Raw genomic sequence first — 19,451 nt, 5'->3', positions numbered from 1 at the left:
GTCACCTCACTCGGGTGTGGCGGTTATGGCCATTGACCAGTAGTTCCAGTTGCAACTGCTCCGTGTGGTTGTTGACCTGCACGTGGCAGTCCAGCCTGAAATGCAGTTCCAGCGGGGCATGGCAATCGGGTACGGCCTTGAGCGCGCGCACGTGCACACGCGGCTCAAAGCGCTGAATGGTGCGGCGGATGTCCGCGCTCACCTGTTTCAGGAGGTCGCCACTGCTTGCGTCGTGCCCGTTGAAGTCACTCAGGCCCAGTTCAGGGCTGCTTTGCGAGCAACCCTGGCGAGCATTGAGCAGCGTTTCCAGGTGGCGCTTGATGGCGGCGAACTTCTGGGTAGCGTTCTCTTGCCTGGAGGGCACCCGGTTTGCGTGTTGATCTGTCACCAAACGGTCGAAAAAACCACTCATTGGGTATCAAGCCGACCTACCAGGGAGATCTCGAAATTCGCCCCCATGTACTTGAAGTGCGGGCGCACGGCGAGCGAGACCTGATACCAACCCGGATCACCGGCAACGTCCGACACCTCAACCTTTGCAGCACGCAACGGGCGACGGCTGCGCACATCGGCTGACGGGTTCTCCTGGTCGGCAACGTACTGCCTGATCCATTTGTTCAGTTCGGACTCAAGGTCCTTGCGCTCTTTCCAGCTACCGATCTGCTCGCGCTGCAGCACTTTGATGTAGTGGGCCAGCCGGTTGACGATGAACAGGTAGGGCAACTGGGTGCCGAGCTTGTAGTTGGTTTGCGCTTGCAGGCCTTCCGGGGTCTTGGGGAAGTTCTTCGGTTTTTGTACCGAGTTGGCCGAGAAGAACGCGGCGTTGTCGCTGTCCTTGCGCATGGTGAGGGCAATGAAGCCTTCTTCGGCCAGTTCGAACTCCTTGCGGTCGGAAATCAGGACCTCGGTCGGAATCTTGGCCTGCAGCTGACCCAGGGACTCGTACAGGTGCACCGGCAGGTCCTCGACGGCACCACCCGACTGCGGGCCGATGATGTTCGGGCACCAGCGGTAGCGGGCAAAGCTGTCATTGATGCAGCTGGCCAGCAGGAAGGCGGAGTTGCCCCACAGATAGTTGTCGTGCCGCCCGGCGATGTCCTCGTCGTAGGTGAAGCTCTGGACCGGGTTTTCTTGCGGGTGATAGGCAGAGCGCAGCATGAAACGCGGCCCGGTCAGCCCGGTATGACGGGCATCCTCGCTTTCACGAAACGCACGCCACTTGGCATGCCGTGGGCCGGCGAAAATGTCCTTGATCTCCTTCAGATTGGGCAGCTCTTCAAAGCTGCTCAGGTTGAAGAACTCAGGAGAGGGCGCAGCGAGAAAAGGTGCGTGTGCCATGGCACCGACCGAGGCCATGTAACTCAGCAGTTTTATATCGGGAGAAGATGGGCCGAAGCTGTAGTTGCCAACCATCGCTGCAACGGGTTCACCACCAAATTGACCATAGCCTGCGGTGTAAACATGTTTATAAATGCCGCTGCAAGTGATGTCGGCTGCATTCTCGAAGTCATCGAGCAAGTCATCTTTGCTGACATGCAAGACTTCAAGCTTGATGTTCTCGCGGAAGTCGGTTCGGTCGACCAAGAGTTTGAGGCTGCGCCACGCGGATTCAAGTTGCTGGAACTCGGGTTGATGCAGGATGGCATCCATCTGCTTGCTGAGCACCCGATCCAGTTCAGCGATCATCTGGTCGACGCGATGTTTGTTGATGAGTTGATCAGGGTCATGGCTTTTAAGGATTTCGGCGATAAAAGCAGATACACCCTGGCGAGCGACTTGATAGCCCTCTTGAGTAGGCACCAGCCTGGTTTCTGCCATGATCTGATCGAGCAGGGTGGCGTTGCTCAGTGTTTCGGTTGTTGTTTCAACCGCGACGGTCGTACTGTTTTGCTTTGGCATGGGGACGCTCCGTTGTCTCAGTCTTCTTTTGGCGCCTCGAGCACCAGGTCAAGTTCTTCTGCCAGTTGTTTGCGCGCCTGTTCGTTATTCAGCAGGTGCTGCAGTTGCTTGCGGAAAGTGGGCACATTGCCCAGCGGGCCTTTCAGCGCGACCAATGCCTCGCGGAGCTCCAGCAGCTTGTTCAGCTCCGGTACCTGGCGGGCGATGCTGTCTGGCCCGAAATCGTTGATGGACTTGAACTGCAGGTTGACCGCCAGCTCTGCGTCGGGGGCAGTGCTGAGCATGGATGGCACTGACATGGCGAGGCTGACATCGGCGTCGCTCAACACATCGTTGAAACTGTGTTTGTCGATTCGCATGATCGAACGGTCTTCCAGCGCGCGGGCATCATCCAGGCCGAAATCGCCTAGTACCAACATCTTGTGTGGCAGCTCCACCTCGGCTTGTTCGCCGTCGGTGGCCGGTACGTACTTGATGTTTATGCGTTCTTTGGGTGCAACGGAGCCCGAGCGTTTATTCATGGGTGTCAGCCTTCGTGAAGTTTTGATATATGTAGGAAGCATCCTACAAAGTTGTGTTTAAATTTAAACGTAGTTGGCTTCTCGCTATGTGTGTGTAAAAAACCATGCACCGAAAAAATATTGTGCGTCGAGCGTGAAAGTGTAAGGAAATATTTGGTTGTGAATATTGTTTTGTCTGTACTAGCCTTTGTTTCGTTTCGATGCTCCACTATCCGGTAGTTATGTTTGATGACTACTGTAGAAACGTGACTGATCAGTCGGATAGCGCTGTTGCCATATTTGATGAGTGAGTGAAACCAATGATTGTCCGCTATGCATATGGCGTTGGGCTTTCGATGTTGCTCTCCCTGGCGCCAAGTTTGGCAAGCCAGACCAGGGACTGCCCGCGGATCGTTTCCAACGTCGAGCGTCTGGCTTGTTTCGACCAGGCCGCTGGCACGCCGGCGCATGTGACGAAACTGCAATGGTCCGCGCCGGAGCAGGATTCGCCCACGCTGCGTCGTGTGATGACCCATGAGGCGGGGCGGCCGCCGGAGGAGCTGACGTTTCGCCTCGAAAAAGGGGATGACGGGCTGATGATCTCAGCCCCCGCAATCGCTGCGGTCGCACCGTACCCCTACCTGGTGATCAGTTGTGTGCAGAACATTTCCAGGTTGCAACTGGTTACCGCACAACCCATCGATGCCGGTCGGGTGATGGTGCGATTGCAGGGGGAGCGTGGCTCCACTCTCGCTACACCCTGGCAGGTGACGGAAAACGGTCAGGTGCTTGACGCTGGCAGGGGATTGCCGGGCATCGAGCAGATCAAGCCACTGATCGGGGCCCATCGCATTCAGGTCGAGAGCGACAACCCGGCCGTCGATGGGCTGGTTTTCGACGCTCAGGGGCTGGACCCACTCATCGATGAGGCGCGCAAGGCATGTCGCTGGTAGCAGAGGTCACCGCAGAGGAAGTTGCCCGGTTGCTTGCCCCCATCGACGCGCAGAACCCTGCCGGGCTGTTCGACGTGGAGAACGAAACCTACCAGGCCATCGACCAGGAAATGGTCAAGCTGGGTGGGTTGCAGGAGCCGTCCATCGACTGGGCGTATATCGAAGAAGCGTCCCGCCAGTACCTGGGCCAGGAGTGCAAGCACCTGCGCATCGTCGCCCATCTCGGTGTCGCCTGGCTGCGCAGCCAATGCTGGGAGCGCTGGGTTTTTACCCTCGCACTGCTGGCCGGCATGGTCGAAGCCTATTGGGAAAGTGCATACCCGAAACCGGGCCCCAAAGGGTTCCTCGGCAAGCGCAAGCTGGTTGGCCTGATGCTCAATCGTCTGCTCGTGGCGTTGCCGCGCCTGGACCGCTTCACGTTCAGCCCCGCGCACGCCGCGGCGGCTCAGGGCGCGCTGCAACGTCTGCACCAGCAGCGGGAAGCAGCGCAGCTCGATGAAGCGGCCCTTGGCGAACTGGAGCGCCTGCTACGCAAGCACACGGAACTTTCAAACGGCCGTGCCGAGCCTGCCACAGACAAGCCCCCTGCAAAGGGCATCAAGGCTGCGCCACTGGCCGAGGTCATCGCCACGCCGACTCCCCGTGTGTCGTTGGGCAACGAGCGGGAATCACGAAGGGCCATGCTGACCATGGCCGAGCTGATCAATCAACAGGACCCGTACGATCCTGCTGGCTACCAGTTGCGTCGGTTCGGCTTGTGGGCACACATCCAGGCGCCGCCTCAAACCAGGCAAGGCAACCGCACGGAGCTGATGGCGGTGCCGCAGGACATTGCCGGTGACTATGAAGATGCCATTGCCGCTACTGCAATCGACGCGGCACTGCTCCAGCGGATCGAAAAGAGCGTGACGGCTTGCCCCTACTGGATTCGCGGCAGTTTTCTGGCAGCGAGTGCTGCCACGCGGCTGGCGATGGGCGAGGTAGCTGAGGCCATTCGCGCTGCGACCGCGCGGTTCGTGCAGCGCATGCCCGCGCTGCAGCAGTTGTGCTTCAGCGACGGCAAGGTATTTGTCGATGACCAATGCCTGGCGTGGCTCAGGGGGGCGCAAGGGCAATCCGATTCGGGCGCAGCCTCTCAGGAATTCGCCACGTTGCGAGAGGAACTGGCCTGCCAACTGGAAACGAGCGGCGTAGAAGCGGTGTTGCTCAGGCTGCAGGGCATGCAGGTGGACTTCCGCAGCCTGCGTGAGCGCTGCCATACCACCATGATCGCGGCTGATCTGCTGGCTGCTCGGGGCGTGTCCTGGTTGGCCCAGGACTTGTGCGCAGGCGTTGCCCGAACGATGCAGGAAAGCACCGCCAGCGCCTGGGAGCCTGAGGTGTTTCAACGCCTTCAGCAGCACGCGTGCACTGTCCCTCGCGGGTTGATTGGAACAAGGAACGGGAGTCACGATGAATCAACTGTGGAAGCATCTTAAACGTTGGGGCTTGCCCTTGGTGGTCCGTATCGGCCTGGCCATGCCGCTGCTGCTCGGGCTGGGGGCCGCATTGATGCTGGTTGCAATCTGGTGGCTTGGCCCGCAATGGGTCTGGCACGAGCAGCAGCCGCTGGCTAGCGTGGCGCATCGCGGTTTGGCCAGCCTGACGCTTGTATTGGTGCCGCTACTCTGCTGGCTTGTGGTGCTGCGCAGGCGTTTTCGCCGTTTGCAGGCCGAACGCAAGCAGGCGGTGGAAGCTGAACTGGACAACGTGTTGCCGTTCGTCCAGGCACAAGAGAAAGCCTTGGACCAAGGGCTGGCACGCTATCTGGACAATGCGGGTGGCAGGCGTGCCTTGTACCGACTGCCGTGGTATCTGGTGGTGGGGGACCAGCAGGCCGGCAAGACCAGTTTCATCGACCGTACCGAACAGAGTTTTTCCCTGACCCGCATCGACAAGGCACAAGCGCGAGGCAGGCAAGCGCAGGTGCTGGCTTATCCGATAGGCTGGTGGGTCAGTAACGATGCGGTGATCATCGACCCACCGGGCGCTTTCGTCCGCCAGGAGTCGTTGGCAGGTTCATCAGCCGAGGAGTCGGACACGTCGAAAGCACCACCCGCAACCTCGGCCAGGTTGTGGGAACACATGCTGGGCTGGTTGGTGCGTAACCGAAGCCAGAGGGCACTCAACGGCTTGCTGTTGGTCGTTGACCTGCCTGCGCTATTGCATGGCACGCCTGAGCAACGTGTCGCCTTGGCACATGTGCTGCGCACGCGTCTGTATGAAGTGAGCAGTCAGTCGGGCTCGCGCCTGCCGCTGTATGTGGTCCTGGCCAAATTCGATCTGCTGGACGGTTTCGATCAGCTGTACGCCGGGCTTCCCGCCGCCATGCGGGAAAACATGCTGGGCTTCACTTTCAAACTGGATGCGGTCGGCACGTTCGATGCCTGGCTGGATGAATATGGCGATCATTACGACCGGCTGATCAGTCAATTGTTTGAACAGGTAGTGGATCGGCTCGATGTATTGGGCGGTGCGCCATTACGTGTTCGCTTGTTCTCGTTGCATGCCCAGTTGATCGGGCTGCGTCCGATACTGCTGGATTTCCTGAAGGAAACCCTCGCAAGTGACCGCTTCACCACGCCTGCCTTGGTACGTGGCGTGTACTGGTCTTCGGTCTTGCAGCAGGGCGACATGCTCAATGCGTTCGTGCGTGAGGCGGCACAGCCGTACAAGACCGAGTTTCCGCTGCGTGAAGGCAAGGCGCAGGGGCAGGCGCTGGTCTACTTCATTCAGCACGCCTTCCGGCGAGTCATCTACCAGGAGGCCGGCCTTGCCGGGGACAACATCAAGGTAGCGCGCAACAAACGTCGGTTGCTCTGGGTTGGTTCTGCAGTAGGCGTGCTGGCCTTCTGTGTCGCTATCGCCAGTTGGCAACGCTACTTTGACATCAATGGCGCCAAGGCCGCCAACGTGCTTGCCAAGAGTAGAGAGTACAGTCATCACGAAGTGGACCAGCGTCTGGACCCCACCGGGCGCAACCTGCTGGAGCCGCTGGACCAGATACGCGATGCCGTGTCGGTGTTTGGCAACTATCGTGCCGCGTGGCCGGGTGTTTCCGACCTTGGCTTGTATCAGGGGCGCGCCATTGGCCCACGCGTCGATGAGGCCTACCTGAGCCTGCTCTCCAGGCGTTTCCTGCCAGCCTTGGCCAGCGGTGTGATTGATGCCATGGACGCCGCGCCGCCGGGCAGCGAACAGCAGATGGCTGCACTTCGGGTTTATCGAATGCTGGAGGACCGCCAGAGCCGCCGCCCCGAATGGGTCGAGGACTGGATGGCCCGGCAGTGGCAACAGAAGTTCCCCGGGCAGGGGCAATTGCAACGCGACCTCATGCGGCACCTGAAGTATGCCTTGGCCTATGCCGATACCGAACTTCCGCAGTACAGCCAGCGTATGGCGCAGGTGCAGCAGGTGCTGCGCAAGGTACCGTTGCCAGAGCGGGTCTACGCGAGCCTGAAACAGCAGGCTGGCGAGCAGTTGAATGCTGGCCTGGACCTGCGTCATCAGGTGGGGCCAGCGTTCGATGTGGTGTATCAGGCCTCTCCCGGCCTCAAGCAGGGCGATGGTGTCCTGATAGCACCAATGCTCACCGCCAAGGGCTTCAAAGAGTACTTCGAGCCCCGTAGCCAGCGCTTTGCAGATATGGCGATGATCGACCAGTGGGCACTGGGAGAGCGCGACCAGCTCGATTACTCGGATGCCGACCGGGAGGCGCTGGGCGAACGGCTACGGAACCTGTACAGCGCCGATTTCATTGACAGTTGGCGTCGTGCCTTGAACGCCTTCTCGGTGGCCGACTTCCGCGACCTGGATCATGGTGTCGCGATCCTGGAGCAGTTGACCGGGCCAGCAGCACCCCTGCATCGGTTGTTGGACACAGTGAGGGACAACACTTCGCTTTTATCAGCCTTTGGCGCTCAGGCGCCTGGAGAGGTCGAAGAGGTGCGACCAACAAGTGGCAGGCCTGATCAACAACAAGCCTGGGCGATTCAGCGGGCCTTTGCCGGGCTGAGTGCCATGCTGCAGGCAACCGGTGAGAAACCCAGCTACTACGATGAGACGCTTGGTGCCATCGCGGCCGTGCACGACTATGCCAAAGCGGTTCAGGACAGCCCGGACCGAGGCAAGGCCGCACTCCAGGCCGTGCATCAGCGATTCTCGATGACCGGGCAAGACCCCATCGGCACCCTGCAGAGGGTGGCCACCGGCTTACCGGAACCGATCAACCACCAGGTCAGAAAAATGGCCGATCAAACAGCACAAGTGCTGAATGTCGAAGCCCTGCGCGAATTGGAGCGACGCTGGGACGCCGAGGTTTACAGCTTCTTCCAGCAACGCCTGGCAGGGCGCTACCCCTTCGTCGTGAAAGCTCCCGACGCTTCGCTGGACGACTTTGAAGCCTTCTTCGGGCCGAAGGGGCGGCTGCAGCAATTTCATGATCAATACCTGAGGGTCTTCCTGAAAGATAACCTCGAAGCGTTGCAGGCCGGTCAGCATGGGCAGTCACTGATCCGCAGTGATGTGCTCGAACAACTGGAGCGGGCAGATCGTATCCGTGAGACCTTTTTCGATCAGCGCGGCAACCTGAGTGTGCAGTTCAGCATCGAGCCGTTGGGCCTGAGTGCCAACCAGCGTACAAGCTTGCTGGACCTGGACGGTCAACTGATTCCCTACACCCATGGCCCAAGCCAGATCACCGGTATCGTCTGGCCCAATACCTTGGGGCAGCAGGTGCGCAGTAACCTGACCTTGCTCCGGCAGAACGGAAACAGCAGCAGCCTTGAGTACCGTGGCCCCTGGTCGATGTTCCGCTTGCTCAGCCGTGGTTCGCTCAACGGTCGCACGGCGACCAGCGTGGACCTGAGCTTCAGGGCCGGCGATGGCGTGATGCGCTACAGGCTTAACGCGCAGAAAGCCTTCAACCCTATCACGCAAGAGCCTTTCAAAGGTTTCCAGTTGCCACGAGGGTTGTTGCAGAAGTCGCCCAAGCTGGGGCCGACCACGCAGGCCGGCTTGTGAGGGTTGGCTTGGGAGTACGGTGCGTACCCGTCACCCATTGCGCTGGCGCCCCCAAAGTTGCGCCGACAGCAGTTGAAGGCGCTCGGCCAGCTTGGCGACATGGGCGGCAGTGGTGCGACTCTGGTTGCTGGCAAGCACGCTTTTCTGGGTGGTTTGACTGATATCGGCCAGGTTGCACTGAATGCTGTCACCCACCGCGCTTTGTTCCTCTACGGCGGCAGCGATCTGCACACTCATGCCGCTTATCTCATCGACGCGCTGGGTGATCCCGTCCAGCGCCCGGGCGGCCAGTAGTGCCTGCTCGACACTGACGCCGGCCTTGCTGTGACTGCGCTGCATCGCAAGTACGGCATCCCCGGTGGAGCGTCGCAAGGTATCGATGGTGCCCTGGATGTGCGCGGTGGATTGCTGGGTCCGCGAAGCCAGCCCGCGCACCTCGTCGGCGACCACTGCGAAACCGCGGCCGGCCTCGCCGGCGCGGGCAGCTTCGATGGCCGCATTGAGGGCAAGCAGGTTGGTCTGTTCGGCGATGCTTTGAATGACCTCGAGTACGCGGTCAATTTCATTGCCATGCTGTTCCAGTTGATGAATCACCATGCTGGTCTGTTGTACCTCGCTGGCGAGGCTATCAATGTGCTGGCGGGTCTGCTCGACCAGTTGGTGGCCGCGGTCGGATTCCTGGTTGGCCAGGTTCGCGGCGCTGGCGGTGAGCTGAGCGTGGCGCGCCACTTCCTGCACACTGCTGGCCATCTGCGTTATGGCGCTGGCTACCTGGGCAGTTTCCCCCTGCTGGCGGAGGGTCGCGCAATTGTTGTTGTCCACTGCGCAGACGAGCTCTTCGGCTTCCTTGCTCAACTGGCGGGACGAATCGGCAATGCGTCCGACAATTGCCCGGGTCTCGGCCTCGAGCATTTGCAGGGTGAAATCGATCTGGCCAAATTGGTCGCGGCGGCCACTGTAGAGTATCTGGCTCAGAGGGTTGTCGGCGATATTCCTGGCTTTTCGGGCAAGGGCGTCCAAGGGGCGCAGGCTGAAGCGCAACACGCCGCCGAGCAGCAAGCTCGACAGCATCATGGAGAGGGCGGCATGGTTCCAGGACAACGCGCCCAGCAAGCCCAAGGCCGCAAAACACAGCAGGTTCACGCCAGTGCTGACAAGTGCCAGGCGCATGCCGACGGACAGCCGTGACATACGCAGGCAGTTGGTCTTTTTACCACTACGCAACTGTGCGTAGAGATGTTCAGCGGCTTGCACCAGCGCTTTGGCCGGTAGCGTGCGAACCGATTGGTATTCCACTGTTTCGCCATTGCGCTGCATCGGCGTGACGTAGGCACTGACCCAATAGTGGTCACCATTCTTGCACCGGTTTTTTACCAGCCCCATCCACGAGCGCCCATCCTTGAGTGTCTGCCACATATGCGCAAAGGCTTCCGGCGGCATGTCCGGGTGGCGCACTATGTTGTGATTGACGCCGAGCAATTCCGCTTCACTGAACCCGCTGATGTTGATGAAGTCGGGATTGACGTAGGTGATGGCGCCCTTGGGGTTGGTTGTTGAAAGAATGTTCGCGTTTGCGCTGAATTCGACGGCACGACCACTGACCGGAAGATTGTTTTTCATTGTTTTTCTCCTGAACTGACTGGTACGCGCCGCGTAATTGCGCTTCCCTCGAAACGGTCTTCTGTGCTGAGCAGGTGTTGTATCTGGGCGGCGGGTTGTGGCCTGCTGAACCAGTAGCCTTGTGCGTAGTGGCAGCCTTCACCGACCACGAATTCGAGTTGTGCCGAACTCTCGATGCCTTCGGCCACTACTTCCAGGCCGAGGCGACGGCCGAGAACGATGATCGCCTGGCTGATCGCGCGCTGTTTGTTCTCGTGAGGAACGCCGGTGATGAAGCTCTTGTCGAGCTTGAGGATGTGCAGCGGAAAGCGCGTGAGGTAGCCAAGCGAGGAGTAACCCGTGCCAAAGTCATCCAGCGCCAGCAGGACACCAAGGCTGGTCAACTCATGCAGGCAGGCCAATGTGTCCATGTCGTCATGCATCAGTTGGCTTTCGGTGATCTCCAGGATCAGGCTGGCGGGAGGCAGGCCGCTTTCTTGCAGGATATCGATCAGCCGGAGGGTGAAGTCGGCTTGTTGCAATTGGGTGCTGGAGATGTTCACCGAGCAGCGCAGGTGCTCATGCCCGGCCATTTGCCAGGCCCGGGTCTGTTGGCAGGCCTGGCGCAGTACCCATTCGCCGACGCGGATGATCTCTCCCGATTCCTCCAGCGCAGGAATGAACTCCAGTGGCGAGATCAAACGTTCGCCGTGGCGCCACCGCAACAGCGCTTCGACCCCGGTCACCAGCGGTGCCCCTTGGTCCAGGCGATAGATCGGTTGGTAGTACAGCTCGAATTCGTTATGTTGCAGTGCCTGGCCTAGCGCGGACTCCAGTTCCAGATGCTGTTGTGCGGTGTCTTGCAATGTTTCGTCGTAGTGGGCGAAGCGCGCCTTGCCGGCGGACTTGGCTCGGTAGAGGGCAAGGTCGGCAGCCTGCAGGACATCCAGGGCTTTGCCATTGTCGTGCAATGGCGCGATGCCGATGCTGGCGCTGACTACCAAGGTACGACCGTCCATGTGCAGCGGTTGATGCAGATTGTCGAGGATGCGTTGGGATATCTGCTCGGCGTCGCGGTCGCAGGTGAGGTCATGAAGCAGGACGATGAATTCGTCGCCGCCGAAGCGGAACAGTTGGTCAGTAGGGCGCAGCGACTCTTTCAAGCGCATTGCCACTTCCACCAGCACGCGATCACCGACATTGTGGCCGAGGCTATCGTTGATCAGCTTGAAGCGGTCGAGATCGATGAACAGCAGCGCCTCGTAGTCACCGCCCTTGCGCTGCTTCCTGAAGGTCTTCTGCATCTGCTCGTCAAGCCGGATGCGGTTGGCCAGGCCGGTCAACGGGTCGTGCTGGGCGGTATGTTGGAGGCGCTGCTCGGCATCCTTGCGTGCACTGATATCGGACTGCGAGCCGGCCATGCGTAGCTCTCCAGGGGTCGTCATTTCGGCGACCCCTCGCACGAGGACCCAGATATAGTCACCGTTGTGCTTGCGGATGCGGTACTCATGGTGAACGGACGATGTCAGCCCTTGTAGATGCGCATCGATGGCATGGCGAAAGTCCGGCAGGTCGTCCGGGTGCACGCGACCGAACCAACTGGAACTGCTCTCGCCGATGCTATCGCGGCTGAGGCCGAGCATGCTGGCCCAGCGCTCCGAAACGTAAAGCCGATCCTGATCGACATGCCAGTCCCACAGCCCATCGTTGGCACCGCGTAGCGCGCGGGCGAAGCGAGCCTCGCTGTCTTCCAGCGCCTTGTGCTGGGCCGCGCTGTAGGTATCGATGGCCAGCGTCATGTCGAAGAACACTGCCTTCAACAGGCTTGAATAGAGCGTGGCATCCGGGCTGTCGCCGAACACGCTTTCAAGCATGTCGTCGAGGTACAGCCGATAACTGCCGAGGTACCACTTCAGTTCCAGGCCGATCTGCTGGTGGATCACCCCGATGCGCAGGCGGCCGTTGACGTAGGTTTCATCGTATGGACCGCCCCACAGGCACTGATAGTACTGAGCCTGGCTCTGCTTCAAACGAGCGGTGACCTCCGGCGTGCGTAGCAATGCAGAAGGGGTGGAGAATTGCGCCAGGTGACGGTACAGATGGTCGACGAAAGCCTGCTGGGACGGGGCCATGTACCGAGCTGCTGCGCCTAGTCGCCTGGCATCTTCGGCGCTCCAGTCGAGAAAGCGAAAGCGTTCGGCAATCTCCGCCTGGTCGAGACGGATACGCTTGAGTAATTCCTCGAGGTCTTTTGTCACCTTCATTCACATCCCCCGGTGTTGGAGAAGATTCCTTTTTGCTGAACAAAAAAAAGCGCCGTGACAACAAGTTCAGTTCGAGAACTTGTTGTCACGGCGCTTCGTCTTTCAGGCCTATTATCCTGCTCGGCAAAGCCGGTTCCCGCAGGGCGGAACCTGGTGATGGCACATTCACATCATTGGCGATCTTCCGACAATTTATCCAGCAATGCAACCAAGCGTCGCCGCAGTAGCCCCAGTTCGCGGGATTTGAAGGCGTGTCGGGTCTGTTCGAGAACCTCGGTGGCATCCAGCAAAGCAGCCTGTACCTGCCCGGCCGAGCCCAACTGAGCTTCGCCGAGCCAGCGGCAAAGCGGGACGGCGCTGCAATTGCCAGGTGTACTCAGCACCTCACAATCGGGTGCTATAGGCGCCAACAGCTGGCGCAGTTGATCGGCCAGTTCAAGATTGTTGCAGATAATTCTGGTTGCCTGGTTGGACTCGCTCATCAAACTGCATTCCCATATGTTTGGTGTGCTGTTTACAACACCGCCCATGGTGTTTGATTGATTCAGGTCAGTGCTGAAACCTTTCCACTTGCCCTGTGAGGCCTTTCAGTGCGAACAGCGCTCCTTGAAACCGAGCGCCGTCGGGCGGCGCTCTATTTCGGAAGCGTAATGGACGTGCCATCAAACACATTGCTGCATGGTCAGTACCTGAACTCGACCCCCACGTAAGCGCCAATCCCATCCCCTGGCCAGAACGACGCAGTATCCTGCCCGCGCGCGTTGTACACCGGCGTCACCGCCGTCACGTACGCCTTGTTCGCCAGGTTCTTCAGGTCCAGCGACACCTTCCAGTTGCCCTTCGGCGCCTCATACCCCAGGTTTGCCCCCCAGATGGTGTACGACGGCGCATACAGGGTATTGGCATAGTCCACTGCCGTGCGCGAGGCCGACTGCACGTTGACGCCGGTGTACCAGCCGCTGTGGTCCTGATACTGCAGCTCGCCCTGGTAGATGTGCTTGGGCACGCCCGGCAACTGGTTGTCGCCGAAGGTGTCGTCATGCCGGTAGTAGAAGTCGTTGTAGGTGTACACCTGGCGCCAGCGTACCAGGTCGCCCTGAGAGTTTTCCCAGAGTCGGGTGTTCAGGCCGGCCTCGACACCCTGGTGGATGGTCGGTGAGGCGTTGAAGGCGCCGGTGACCGCTGCCGACGATGACGTGGCGGGGATGATCTGCACATTCAGCAACTCGTCGTGGATCCACGAGCGGTACAGTGCCAGGCTGCCATCGAAGATGCCGTGCGAACCCTTGATTCCGACCTCGAAGGTGTTGGCCTTCTGCTCCACCAATGGGCGGATGTAAGGCAGGGTCGGCCCGGAGCCAGCGTATTCCCAGGAAGCAGGCGGGTCGATGCTGCGGCTGAAGTTGGTGAATACCTGCAGGTTCGGGCTGAACTCGTAGCGCAGGCCGATGCGCGGGGCGACGCTCCAGTTGTCGTAGTCCACGTGCTGCGGGAAGTTGGTGGTGTTGGGGTTCACCGCGTGATCGATGTTGATCTTGCGCCGCACGTTGATGAATGACACGCCGCTGGTGAGCCAGAGGTTGTCGACCAGGTTGATATCGTTGCCCAAGGCGATCACCCGGTCGAACGAATCCTTGTAGTTGACCTGCTTGAGCGACACCTTGTCGTCGTTGGCCGAGTTCACCCCGCCTCGCAGGTGCTGGGTGGAGGTGAAGGCGATGCTGCTGCGGCTTTCGTGGCCGAACAGGTAGTCGACCCGGTCGTAGCCCAGCAGCAGGCCGAGGTCGTGCCAGTCCCAGTAACTGGGATTGCTCGGGCTGCGCGGGCTGTTGGTATGGCGATAGTCGTGATACGACAGGCCGAAGGTCAGCCGTGCATCGTCGTCAAAGGTATAAGTGGTCTTGCTGCCCACCCAGATGCTGCCCGGGCGGCGCGCACCGGCACCGCTGCTTTCGGCGGTGGCGCTGGCGCGGCGCGGGTGGTGCAGTGCGGCGTCGAGGGTGGTGGCGCTGGGGTCGTTGTGGGTTTCGTCGCGGTAGCGCAGCAGCAGGCGGGTTTCCAGCTTGGGGCTGAAGCGGTAGCCGGCATTGGCGACGATGCCCGAGCTCTTCGACAGGCTGTAGTCGCGAAAACCTTCGTTGCGGTAGTTGTCGGCCTGCAGGTAATAGTCCAGGTCGCCCTCGACCCCTCCGTAGCTGATGCTCTGCTTCTGGTAGTGGTAGCTGCCGGCTTCGGCGCGCACGCGCAGGCCGGGGGCACTGTAGCCGCTGTGGTTGACGAAGTTGACCGCGCCGCCGAGGGTCAGCGCGCCATACTGGAAGGCGTTGGCGCCGCGCAGGATCTCGGTGTAGTTCACGCCGCTGGCGTTGAGGAATTCGTAGGGTGTGCCGCCAGGGCCGGTCAGCGGCAGGCCGTCGAACAGGAACTTGATGCCTTCACGGAAATAGCCGGGCGAGGTATTGGCACCGGAGCCGCGGATCGAGATCTTCGCCGCGTCGTTGCCGCCGGTGGACTGCACGAATACCCCGGGCTGGTAGCCGAGGGTGTCCTGCAGTGTGGCAGTGCGGCCTTTGGCGACCTCTTCGCTGTCGACCACGCTGGTGCCGCCGGGCACCTCGGCCAGGGCGCTGGCGGCCTGTTGCACTTCGGATTGCTTGGCGGCCTGCACGGTCACCGTGCCCAGGGTTTGCTCAGCGGCCAGTACCGTGACCGGGGCCAGCAGGGCCGTGGCCGCGGTGGCCAGGGCGGCGTGGCGGATGGCCAGGCGCAGTGGATGGGGTTGAATCGCACGCATTGTTGAATTCCTTGCAAGTCATCGTAGGTCCTCGGCGTTCTATGGGAATAGTCAGGCCTGTCAGAATGGGTGAGAGCAGTTTCTGTGCCAGTTGGCGAAAGGCCGGAAGTTTGGGGGTATGGGCAAAGTTTTAGTGTGAAGTGCTGAATAAAACAGCAAATTTTGTTGCGCCCATGTTGTTTGTGGAACAGTGCAGGTTATATCCAAATATCCGAATGCTATGGCGCAACCTGTGGGAGCGGCTTTAGCCGCGAACACCGGCGCAGCCGGTGCCATGCAACGCGTTGGATTCTTCGCGGCCAAAGCCGATCCCCCAGGGTTGGATGTTGTCAGCGCAACAGGGATGGAACAGTTTGTATGCTTAATGCGTCAGGCGGTTTTAACTGACCTCAATGAATGCGCAGTGTGAGCGCTGGCACGACAACTGCAATAGCCCTTTATGTAGCCGTCTATATAAAGGGCCCGTTGTGCAGCCAAGTTCCCGATTATTCAATACATGCCTGGTGGCCAGTGCGCTGTTAGTTGCCGCCTGCTCACCCCCCACGTCCGCGCAAAGCCAGGCGCTGCTAAAGGGCGAAGCGCTCAGCGAAGTGAACGGTGTGATGCGCTACCCAGCCAGCGACTTTGTCGAGCAGCAGCCCGGCAAGCGCGGTGGCACCCTGCGCGTGTCGGCGGCGAGCGACGCTGGCAGCTTCGATATACACGCGCTGTCCAACGGCAACATGCAGTGGATGGGCCGCATCCTGTTCGACTGCCTGGTGTACCAGGCCGAGGACGGCACCCTCACGCCGTGGCTGGCAAAAAGCTGGGACATCAGCGCCGACGGCCTGACCTACACCTTCCACCTGCGTGACGACGTCACTTTCAGCGATGGCGAGCGCTTCAACGCCGAGGCGGTGCGGGTCAACCTCGAACACATGCGTGACCCCGCGACCAAGTCGCCACTGGCCGCCGCCTATATCGCGCCGTACCTGCAGGGGCGGGTGGTGGACGAGTACACATTCGAGGCGACCCTGCGTGCGCCCTATGCGCCGTTTCTCGATGTGCTGTCGCAGGCCTGGCTGGGGATGATCTCGCCACGGCAGATCCTCGAGGCGCCGAAGACCATCGCCAGCCAGCCCATCGGCACCGGGCCTTTCGTGCTGACCGGCTGGGTGCGTGATCAGCGTGCCAGCTTTGGCCGCCGCCCGGGGTACGACTGGGCACCGCCGGCGATCAACCACCAGGGTGAGGCCTATCTGGACGGCATCGAACTGAGCTACGTGCCCGAAGCGATGATCCGCTACACCTCGCTGGAAGCTGCCGACAACGACATGGCCCTGGACGCACCGGCGCAGAATGCCGCGGCGATCCGTGCCAACCCGCAGCTGACCCTGCGCAACCGCATTCGCAAGGGCAACCCGTCGCGCAGCATCACCTTCAATGTCGACCGCGCGCCGTTCGATGACGTGCGGGTGCGCCAGGCCGTTGCCAAGGCCATCGACCGTGATGGCCTGGCGTGGATCTCCGGCTTCGGCGAGTACCTGGCCAAGGGGGATTTCCTCGCCGTGAATACCCCCGATTATGACCCGGTGGCCCGCGAGGCCCTGGCCTTCGACCCGGTCGAAGCAGGGCGCTTGCTCGACGCCGCCGGCTGGACCGGGCGTGACGGCGAAGGCTATCGCAGCCGTGATGGTCGGCGCCTCGGGGCGACCTTGCTGACCTATGACAACCCGGCGTTCCCGGCCAATGTCCCGGTGGCTGCCCAGGCAGACCTGCGCAAGGTCGGCTTCGACCTGCGCATCGAGCTGCTGCCGCTCAGCAAGGTCATGGAGCTGCGTTACCTCGGCAACTTCGACGCCATCGGCGGCGGCTACTGGCACACCAACACGGCCGATGGCCTGTACATCCTCTATCACAGCCAATCGATCCCCAGCACACGAATGATTGGCCAGAACGTCGGCCACTTCCGTGATGCCACCCTCGACCAGTTGCTCGCTGCCGCCCGGCGCAGCACCGACCCGACGCAACGCCGCGAGCTGTATCGCCAGGCCCAGCAACGCCTGGGCGAGACCGTGCCGGCTGTGCCCTCGGTAGAAAGCCAGATGCTGCTGGCCTACCGCAACACGGTCGGCGGCGTGCTGTTCGATGGTTCGCATAACGTTCCCCTGTTCACCAGCGTGTGGCTGGCAAAGGAGCAACCATGAAACTGCTGGCGATCCTGCTGCGCCGCCTGCGTGACGGTGTGATCGTGCTATGGGCGGCGGCCAGCCTGACCTTCCTCGGCATGCAGCACAGCGGTGGCGACACTGCCCTGGCGATCCTCGGCGGCCCGGATGCCATGCCGAGCGAAGCGCTGCTGGCCCAGGTGCGCGCCGAGTACGGTCTCGATCAACCGCTGTGGGTGCAATACGGCCACTACCTGGCGCGCCTGGCCAAGGGTGACCTGGGCGAATCGTACCGGTTGCGCATACCGGTCGGCCAGGCGATCGGCGAGCAGGCTGCCGCGACCCTGGCGCTGGCCAGCAGCGCAGCGGTGCTGGCGGTGCTGCTGGCGGTGGCTTCGGCGCTGCTCACCGCCAACCGCGGGCGGCGATTGCGGGCGGTGGTGTCGGGCATCGAGCTGCTGTTGTCTTCGGCCCCCAACTTCGTGATCGGCACGGTGCTGCTGCTGGCCTTCGCGTTCCATTTCCATTGGCTACCGCCGTCCGGGTCCAGCGGTTGGCGCTCGCTGGTGCTCCCGAGCCTGGCCCTGGCGCTGCCGATCGCAGCGGTGCTTGCCCAGGTGTTGCGCCAGTCGCTGGAGCAGGTGCTGGAACAACCCTTCATCACCCAGGCCCGCGCACGTGGCATGGGGGATATCGCTGTACGCCTGCGCCACGCCCTGCGCCATGCCCTGGTGCCGCTGGTGACCCTGGCCGGCTACGTGTTCGCCAGCCTGCTCGGCGGCGCCGTGGTGCTGGAACTGCTGTTCGGCCGCCAAGGCATTGGCCGTTTGATGCTCGACGCTACCGCCAGCAAGGACGTGCCCCTGGTGCTTGGCGTAACCCTGCTGGCGGCAGCGATCTACGTACTGGTCAACCTGCTGGTGGACCTGGCGACCCAGGCCATCGACCCGCGTACCGCAAGCGTCTGAATTCACGAGAAAGGAACCATCATGAGCCAAACCACGATTACCGATGCCGAACTGGATGCGCGTTTTGCGCCGATCTACGCGCGTATTGCCGAAGGCGCGGTAGCCCGCGAGCAGCAGCGCACCCTGGCCCATGAGCCAGTGGCCTGGTTGCGCGAGGCCCGCTTCGGCGCCCTGCGCGTGCCACGCAGCCACGGCGGCTCAGGCGCAACCTTGCCACAGTTGCTGCGCCAGCTGGTGCGTCTGGGGCAAGCCGACTCCAACCTGCCGCAGATCTTCCGTGCCCACTTCGGTTTCGTCGAAGGGCGGCTGTCGTCAGGCGATGCTGCCTCCCAGGACTACTGGTTCGCCCGCGTGGTTGCCGGTGAACTGTGGGGCGCGGCCATGGCCGAGCGCACCGACAGCACCGGCAATACCGTGCAGTTGCGCGAAGACGAAGGTGGTTTCCGCCTGGACGGCGAAAAGTACTACTGCACCGGCACGTTGTACGCCGATTGGGTGGCGGCAGTGGCCAACCATGGCGACGACTTTGTCAGCCTCGTGGTACCGACCGGTGCGCCGGGCGTGGAGCGGGTCGACGACTGGGACGGCTTCGGCCAGCGGCTGACTGGCAGTGGCACCACCCGTTTCACCCGGGTCAGGGTGCAGCCGCAGCATTTGCTGCGCCGTTTCGCCAAGGGCGAATTGCGTGCCGAGTCGTACCTCACCGCGTTCTACCAGGCGGTGCATCTGGCCACCCTGGCGGGTATCGGCCAGGCGGTACTGGCCGATGCGGTAGCGTTCGTCCAGGGCCGCACCCGTGCCTTCGGTGTGCCGGGGCAGTCGCAGCCGGCTGCAGATCCGCGAGTGCAGGCGGTGATCGGTCGTCTGTCGAGCCTGGCCTTCGCCGCCAATGCGCAAGTCACCGCCGTGGGCAAGAGCCTGCAGGCAGTGTACGAAGCCGGCCAGCAAGGGGAGGTAGCCGAGCAGCTTTACACCGACGCCGAGATCCATGCCTTCCAGGCGCAGCAGATCGTCCTGCCGCAAGTGCTGGAAGCAAGCACCTTGCTGTTCGAGGTCGGCGGCGCATCGGCTACCAGCAATGCCCGGCGCCTCGACCGCCACTGGCGCAATGCACGCACGCTGGCTTCGCACAACCCGGCGATCTACCGCGAGCAGGCGTTGGGCAACTACTACCTCAATGGCATCAGCCCGGCCCAGGCCTGGCGTGCCCTTCATGCCAGTGCCAGCGAAGGGCAGGGCAGCGGCGACGAAGCCAGTGCAGTCTGA

Annotated in this window: 12 protein-coding genes and 1 pseudogene; 6 read left to right on the top strand and 7 right to left on the bottom strand. The window is 61.5% G+C overall.

The window, feature by feature from the left end:
• Position 1 precedes the first annotated feature (1 nt).
• Genes tssE through tssB form a run of 3 tightly spaced genes read right to left on the bottom strand, consistent with a single transcriptional unit; the run spans position 2 to position 2,420 of the window.
• The gene (gene tssE, locus CAF92_RS04610) at positions 2 to 412 is read right to left on the bottom strand and encodes a type VI secretion system baseplate subunit TssE (RefSeq protein ID WP_085599496.1); all 411 of its coding nucleotides are present in this window, start codon (positions 410 to 412) and stop codon (positions 2 to 4) included.
• Complete coding sequence (gene tssC / locus CAF92_RS04605) at positions 409 to 1,899, bottom strand: type VI secretion system contractile sheath large subunit (RefSeq protein ID WP_085599494.1); 1,491 nt, start codon at positions 1,897 to 1,899, stop codon at positions 409 to 411. The genes tssE and tssC overlap by 4 nt, the downstream gene beginning before the upstream one ends.
• A gap of 17 nt (positions 1,900 to 1,916) precedes the next feature.
• Positions 1,917 to 2,420: a type VI secretion system contractile sheath small subunit gene (tssB, locus tag CAF92_RS04600; RefSeq protein WP_085599492.1), complete on the bottom strand. Its 504-nt coding sequence runs from the start codon at positions 2,418 to 2,420 to the stop codon at positions 1,917 to 1,919.
• A gap of 299 nt (positions 2,421 to 2,719) precedes the next feature.
• On the opposite strand from tssB, the gene vasI reads away from it, so the two are divergent.
• From vasI to tssM, 3 genes and pseudogenes are all read left to right on the top strand, one after another.
• A complete protein-coding gene (gene vasI / locus CAF92_RS04595; RefSeq protein ID WP_173015128.1) occupies positions 2,720 to 3,352 on the top strand; it encodes a type VI secretion system-associated protein VasI in 633 nt (210 codons plus the stop codon).
• Positions 3,340 to 4,808, top strand: a pseudogene (tssA, locus tag CAF92_RS04590) (type VI secretion system protein TssA). The gene vasI and the pseudogene tssA overlap by 13 nt, the downstream one beginning before the upstream one ends.
• On the top strand, positions 4,805 to 8,413 hold the full coding sequence (gene tssM / locus CAF92_RS04585) for a type VI secretion system membrane subunit TssM (protein WP_085599488.1): 3,609 nt from the start codon (positions 4,805 to 4,807) through the stop codon (positions 8,411 to 8,413). The pseudogene tssA and the gene tssM overlap by 4 nt, the downstream one beginning before the upstream one ends.
• A 30-nt stretch (positions 8,414 to 8,443) precedes the next feature.
• On the opposite strand, the gene CAF92_RS04580 is transcribed toward tssM, so the two are convergent.
• The 4 genes from CAF92_RS04580 to CAF92_RS04565 all read right to left on the bottom strand — a co-directional run bounded on the left by CAF92_RS04580 (position 8,444) and on the right by CAF92_RS04565 (position 15,070).
• Positions 8,444 to 10,033: a PAS domain-containing methyl-accepting chemotaxis protein gene (locus CAF92_RS04580; protein ID WP_085599486.1), complete on the bottom strand. Its 1,590-nt coding sequence runs from the start codon at positions 10,031 to 10,033 to the stop codon at positions 8,444 to 8,446.
• Positions 10,030 to 12,276, bottom strand: coding sequence for a bifunctional diguanylate cyclase/phosphodiesterase (locus tag CAF92_RS04575; RefSeq protein WP_085599484.1), 2,247 nt, complete (start codon positions 12,274 to 12,276; stop codon positions 10,030 to 10,032). Before CAF92_RS04575 ends, CAF92_RS04580 begins: the two co-directional genes overlap by 4 nt.
• Positions 12,277 to 12,446: 170 nt before the next feature.
• Entirely contained in the window at positions 12,447 to 12,758 is a 312-nt protein-coding gene (locus CAF92_RS04570) for a hypothetical protein (protein WP_046615611.1), read from the bottom strand.
• Between the two features lie 200 nt (positions 12,759 to 12,958).
• Positions 12,959 to 15,070: a TonB-dependent receptor domain-containing protein gene (locus CAF92_RS04565; RefSeq protein WP_085599482.1), complete on the bottom strand. Its 2,112-nt coding sequence runs from the start codon at positions 15,068 to 15,070 to the stop codon at positions 12,959 to 12,961.
• A gap of 602 nt (positions 15,071 to 15,672) precedes the next feature.
• Between CAF92_RS04565 and CAF92_RS04560 the strand changes: the two genes are divergently transcribed.
• Genes CAF92_RS04560 through CAF92_RS04550 form a run of 3 tightly spaced genes read left to right on the top strand, consistent with a single transcriptional unit; the run spans position 15,673 to position 19,451 of the window.
• The gene (locus tag CAF92_RS04560) at positions 15,673 to 17,256 is read left to right on the top strand and encodes an ABC transporter substrate-binding protein (protein ID WP_143516059.1); all 1,584 of its coding nucleotides are present in this window, start codon (positions 15,673 to 15,675) and stop codon (positions 17,254 to 17,256) included.
• Positions 17,253 to 18,185: an ABC transporter permease gene (locus CAF92_RS04555; protein ID WP_085599478.1), complete on the top strand. Its 933-nt coding sequence runs from the start codon at positions 17,253 to 17,255 to the stop codon at positions 18,183 to 18,185. Before CAF92_RS04560 ends, CAF92_RS04555 begins: the two co-directional genes overlap by 4 nt.
• Positions 18,186 to 18,206: 21 nt before the next feature.
• Positions 18,207 to 19,451: an acyl-CoA dehydrogenase family protein gene (locus CAF92_RS04550; RefSeq protein WP_085599476.1), complete on the top strand. Its 1,245-nt coding sequence runs from the start codon at positions 18,207 to 18,209 to the stop codon at positions 19,449 to 19,451.

The sequence above is a fragment of the Pseudomonas sp. B10(2017) genome, assembly GCF_002113295.1.
Taxonomy (GTDB): Bacteria; Pseudomonadota; Gammaproteobacteria; order Pseudomonadales; family Pseudomonadaceae; genus Aquipseudomonas; species Aquipseudomonas pudica.
The sequence above is the reverse complement of the archived record's forward strand: the minus strand, read 5'-3'. Positions and strand labels throughout refer to the sequence as shown.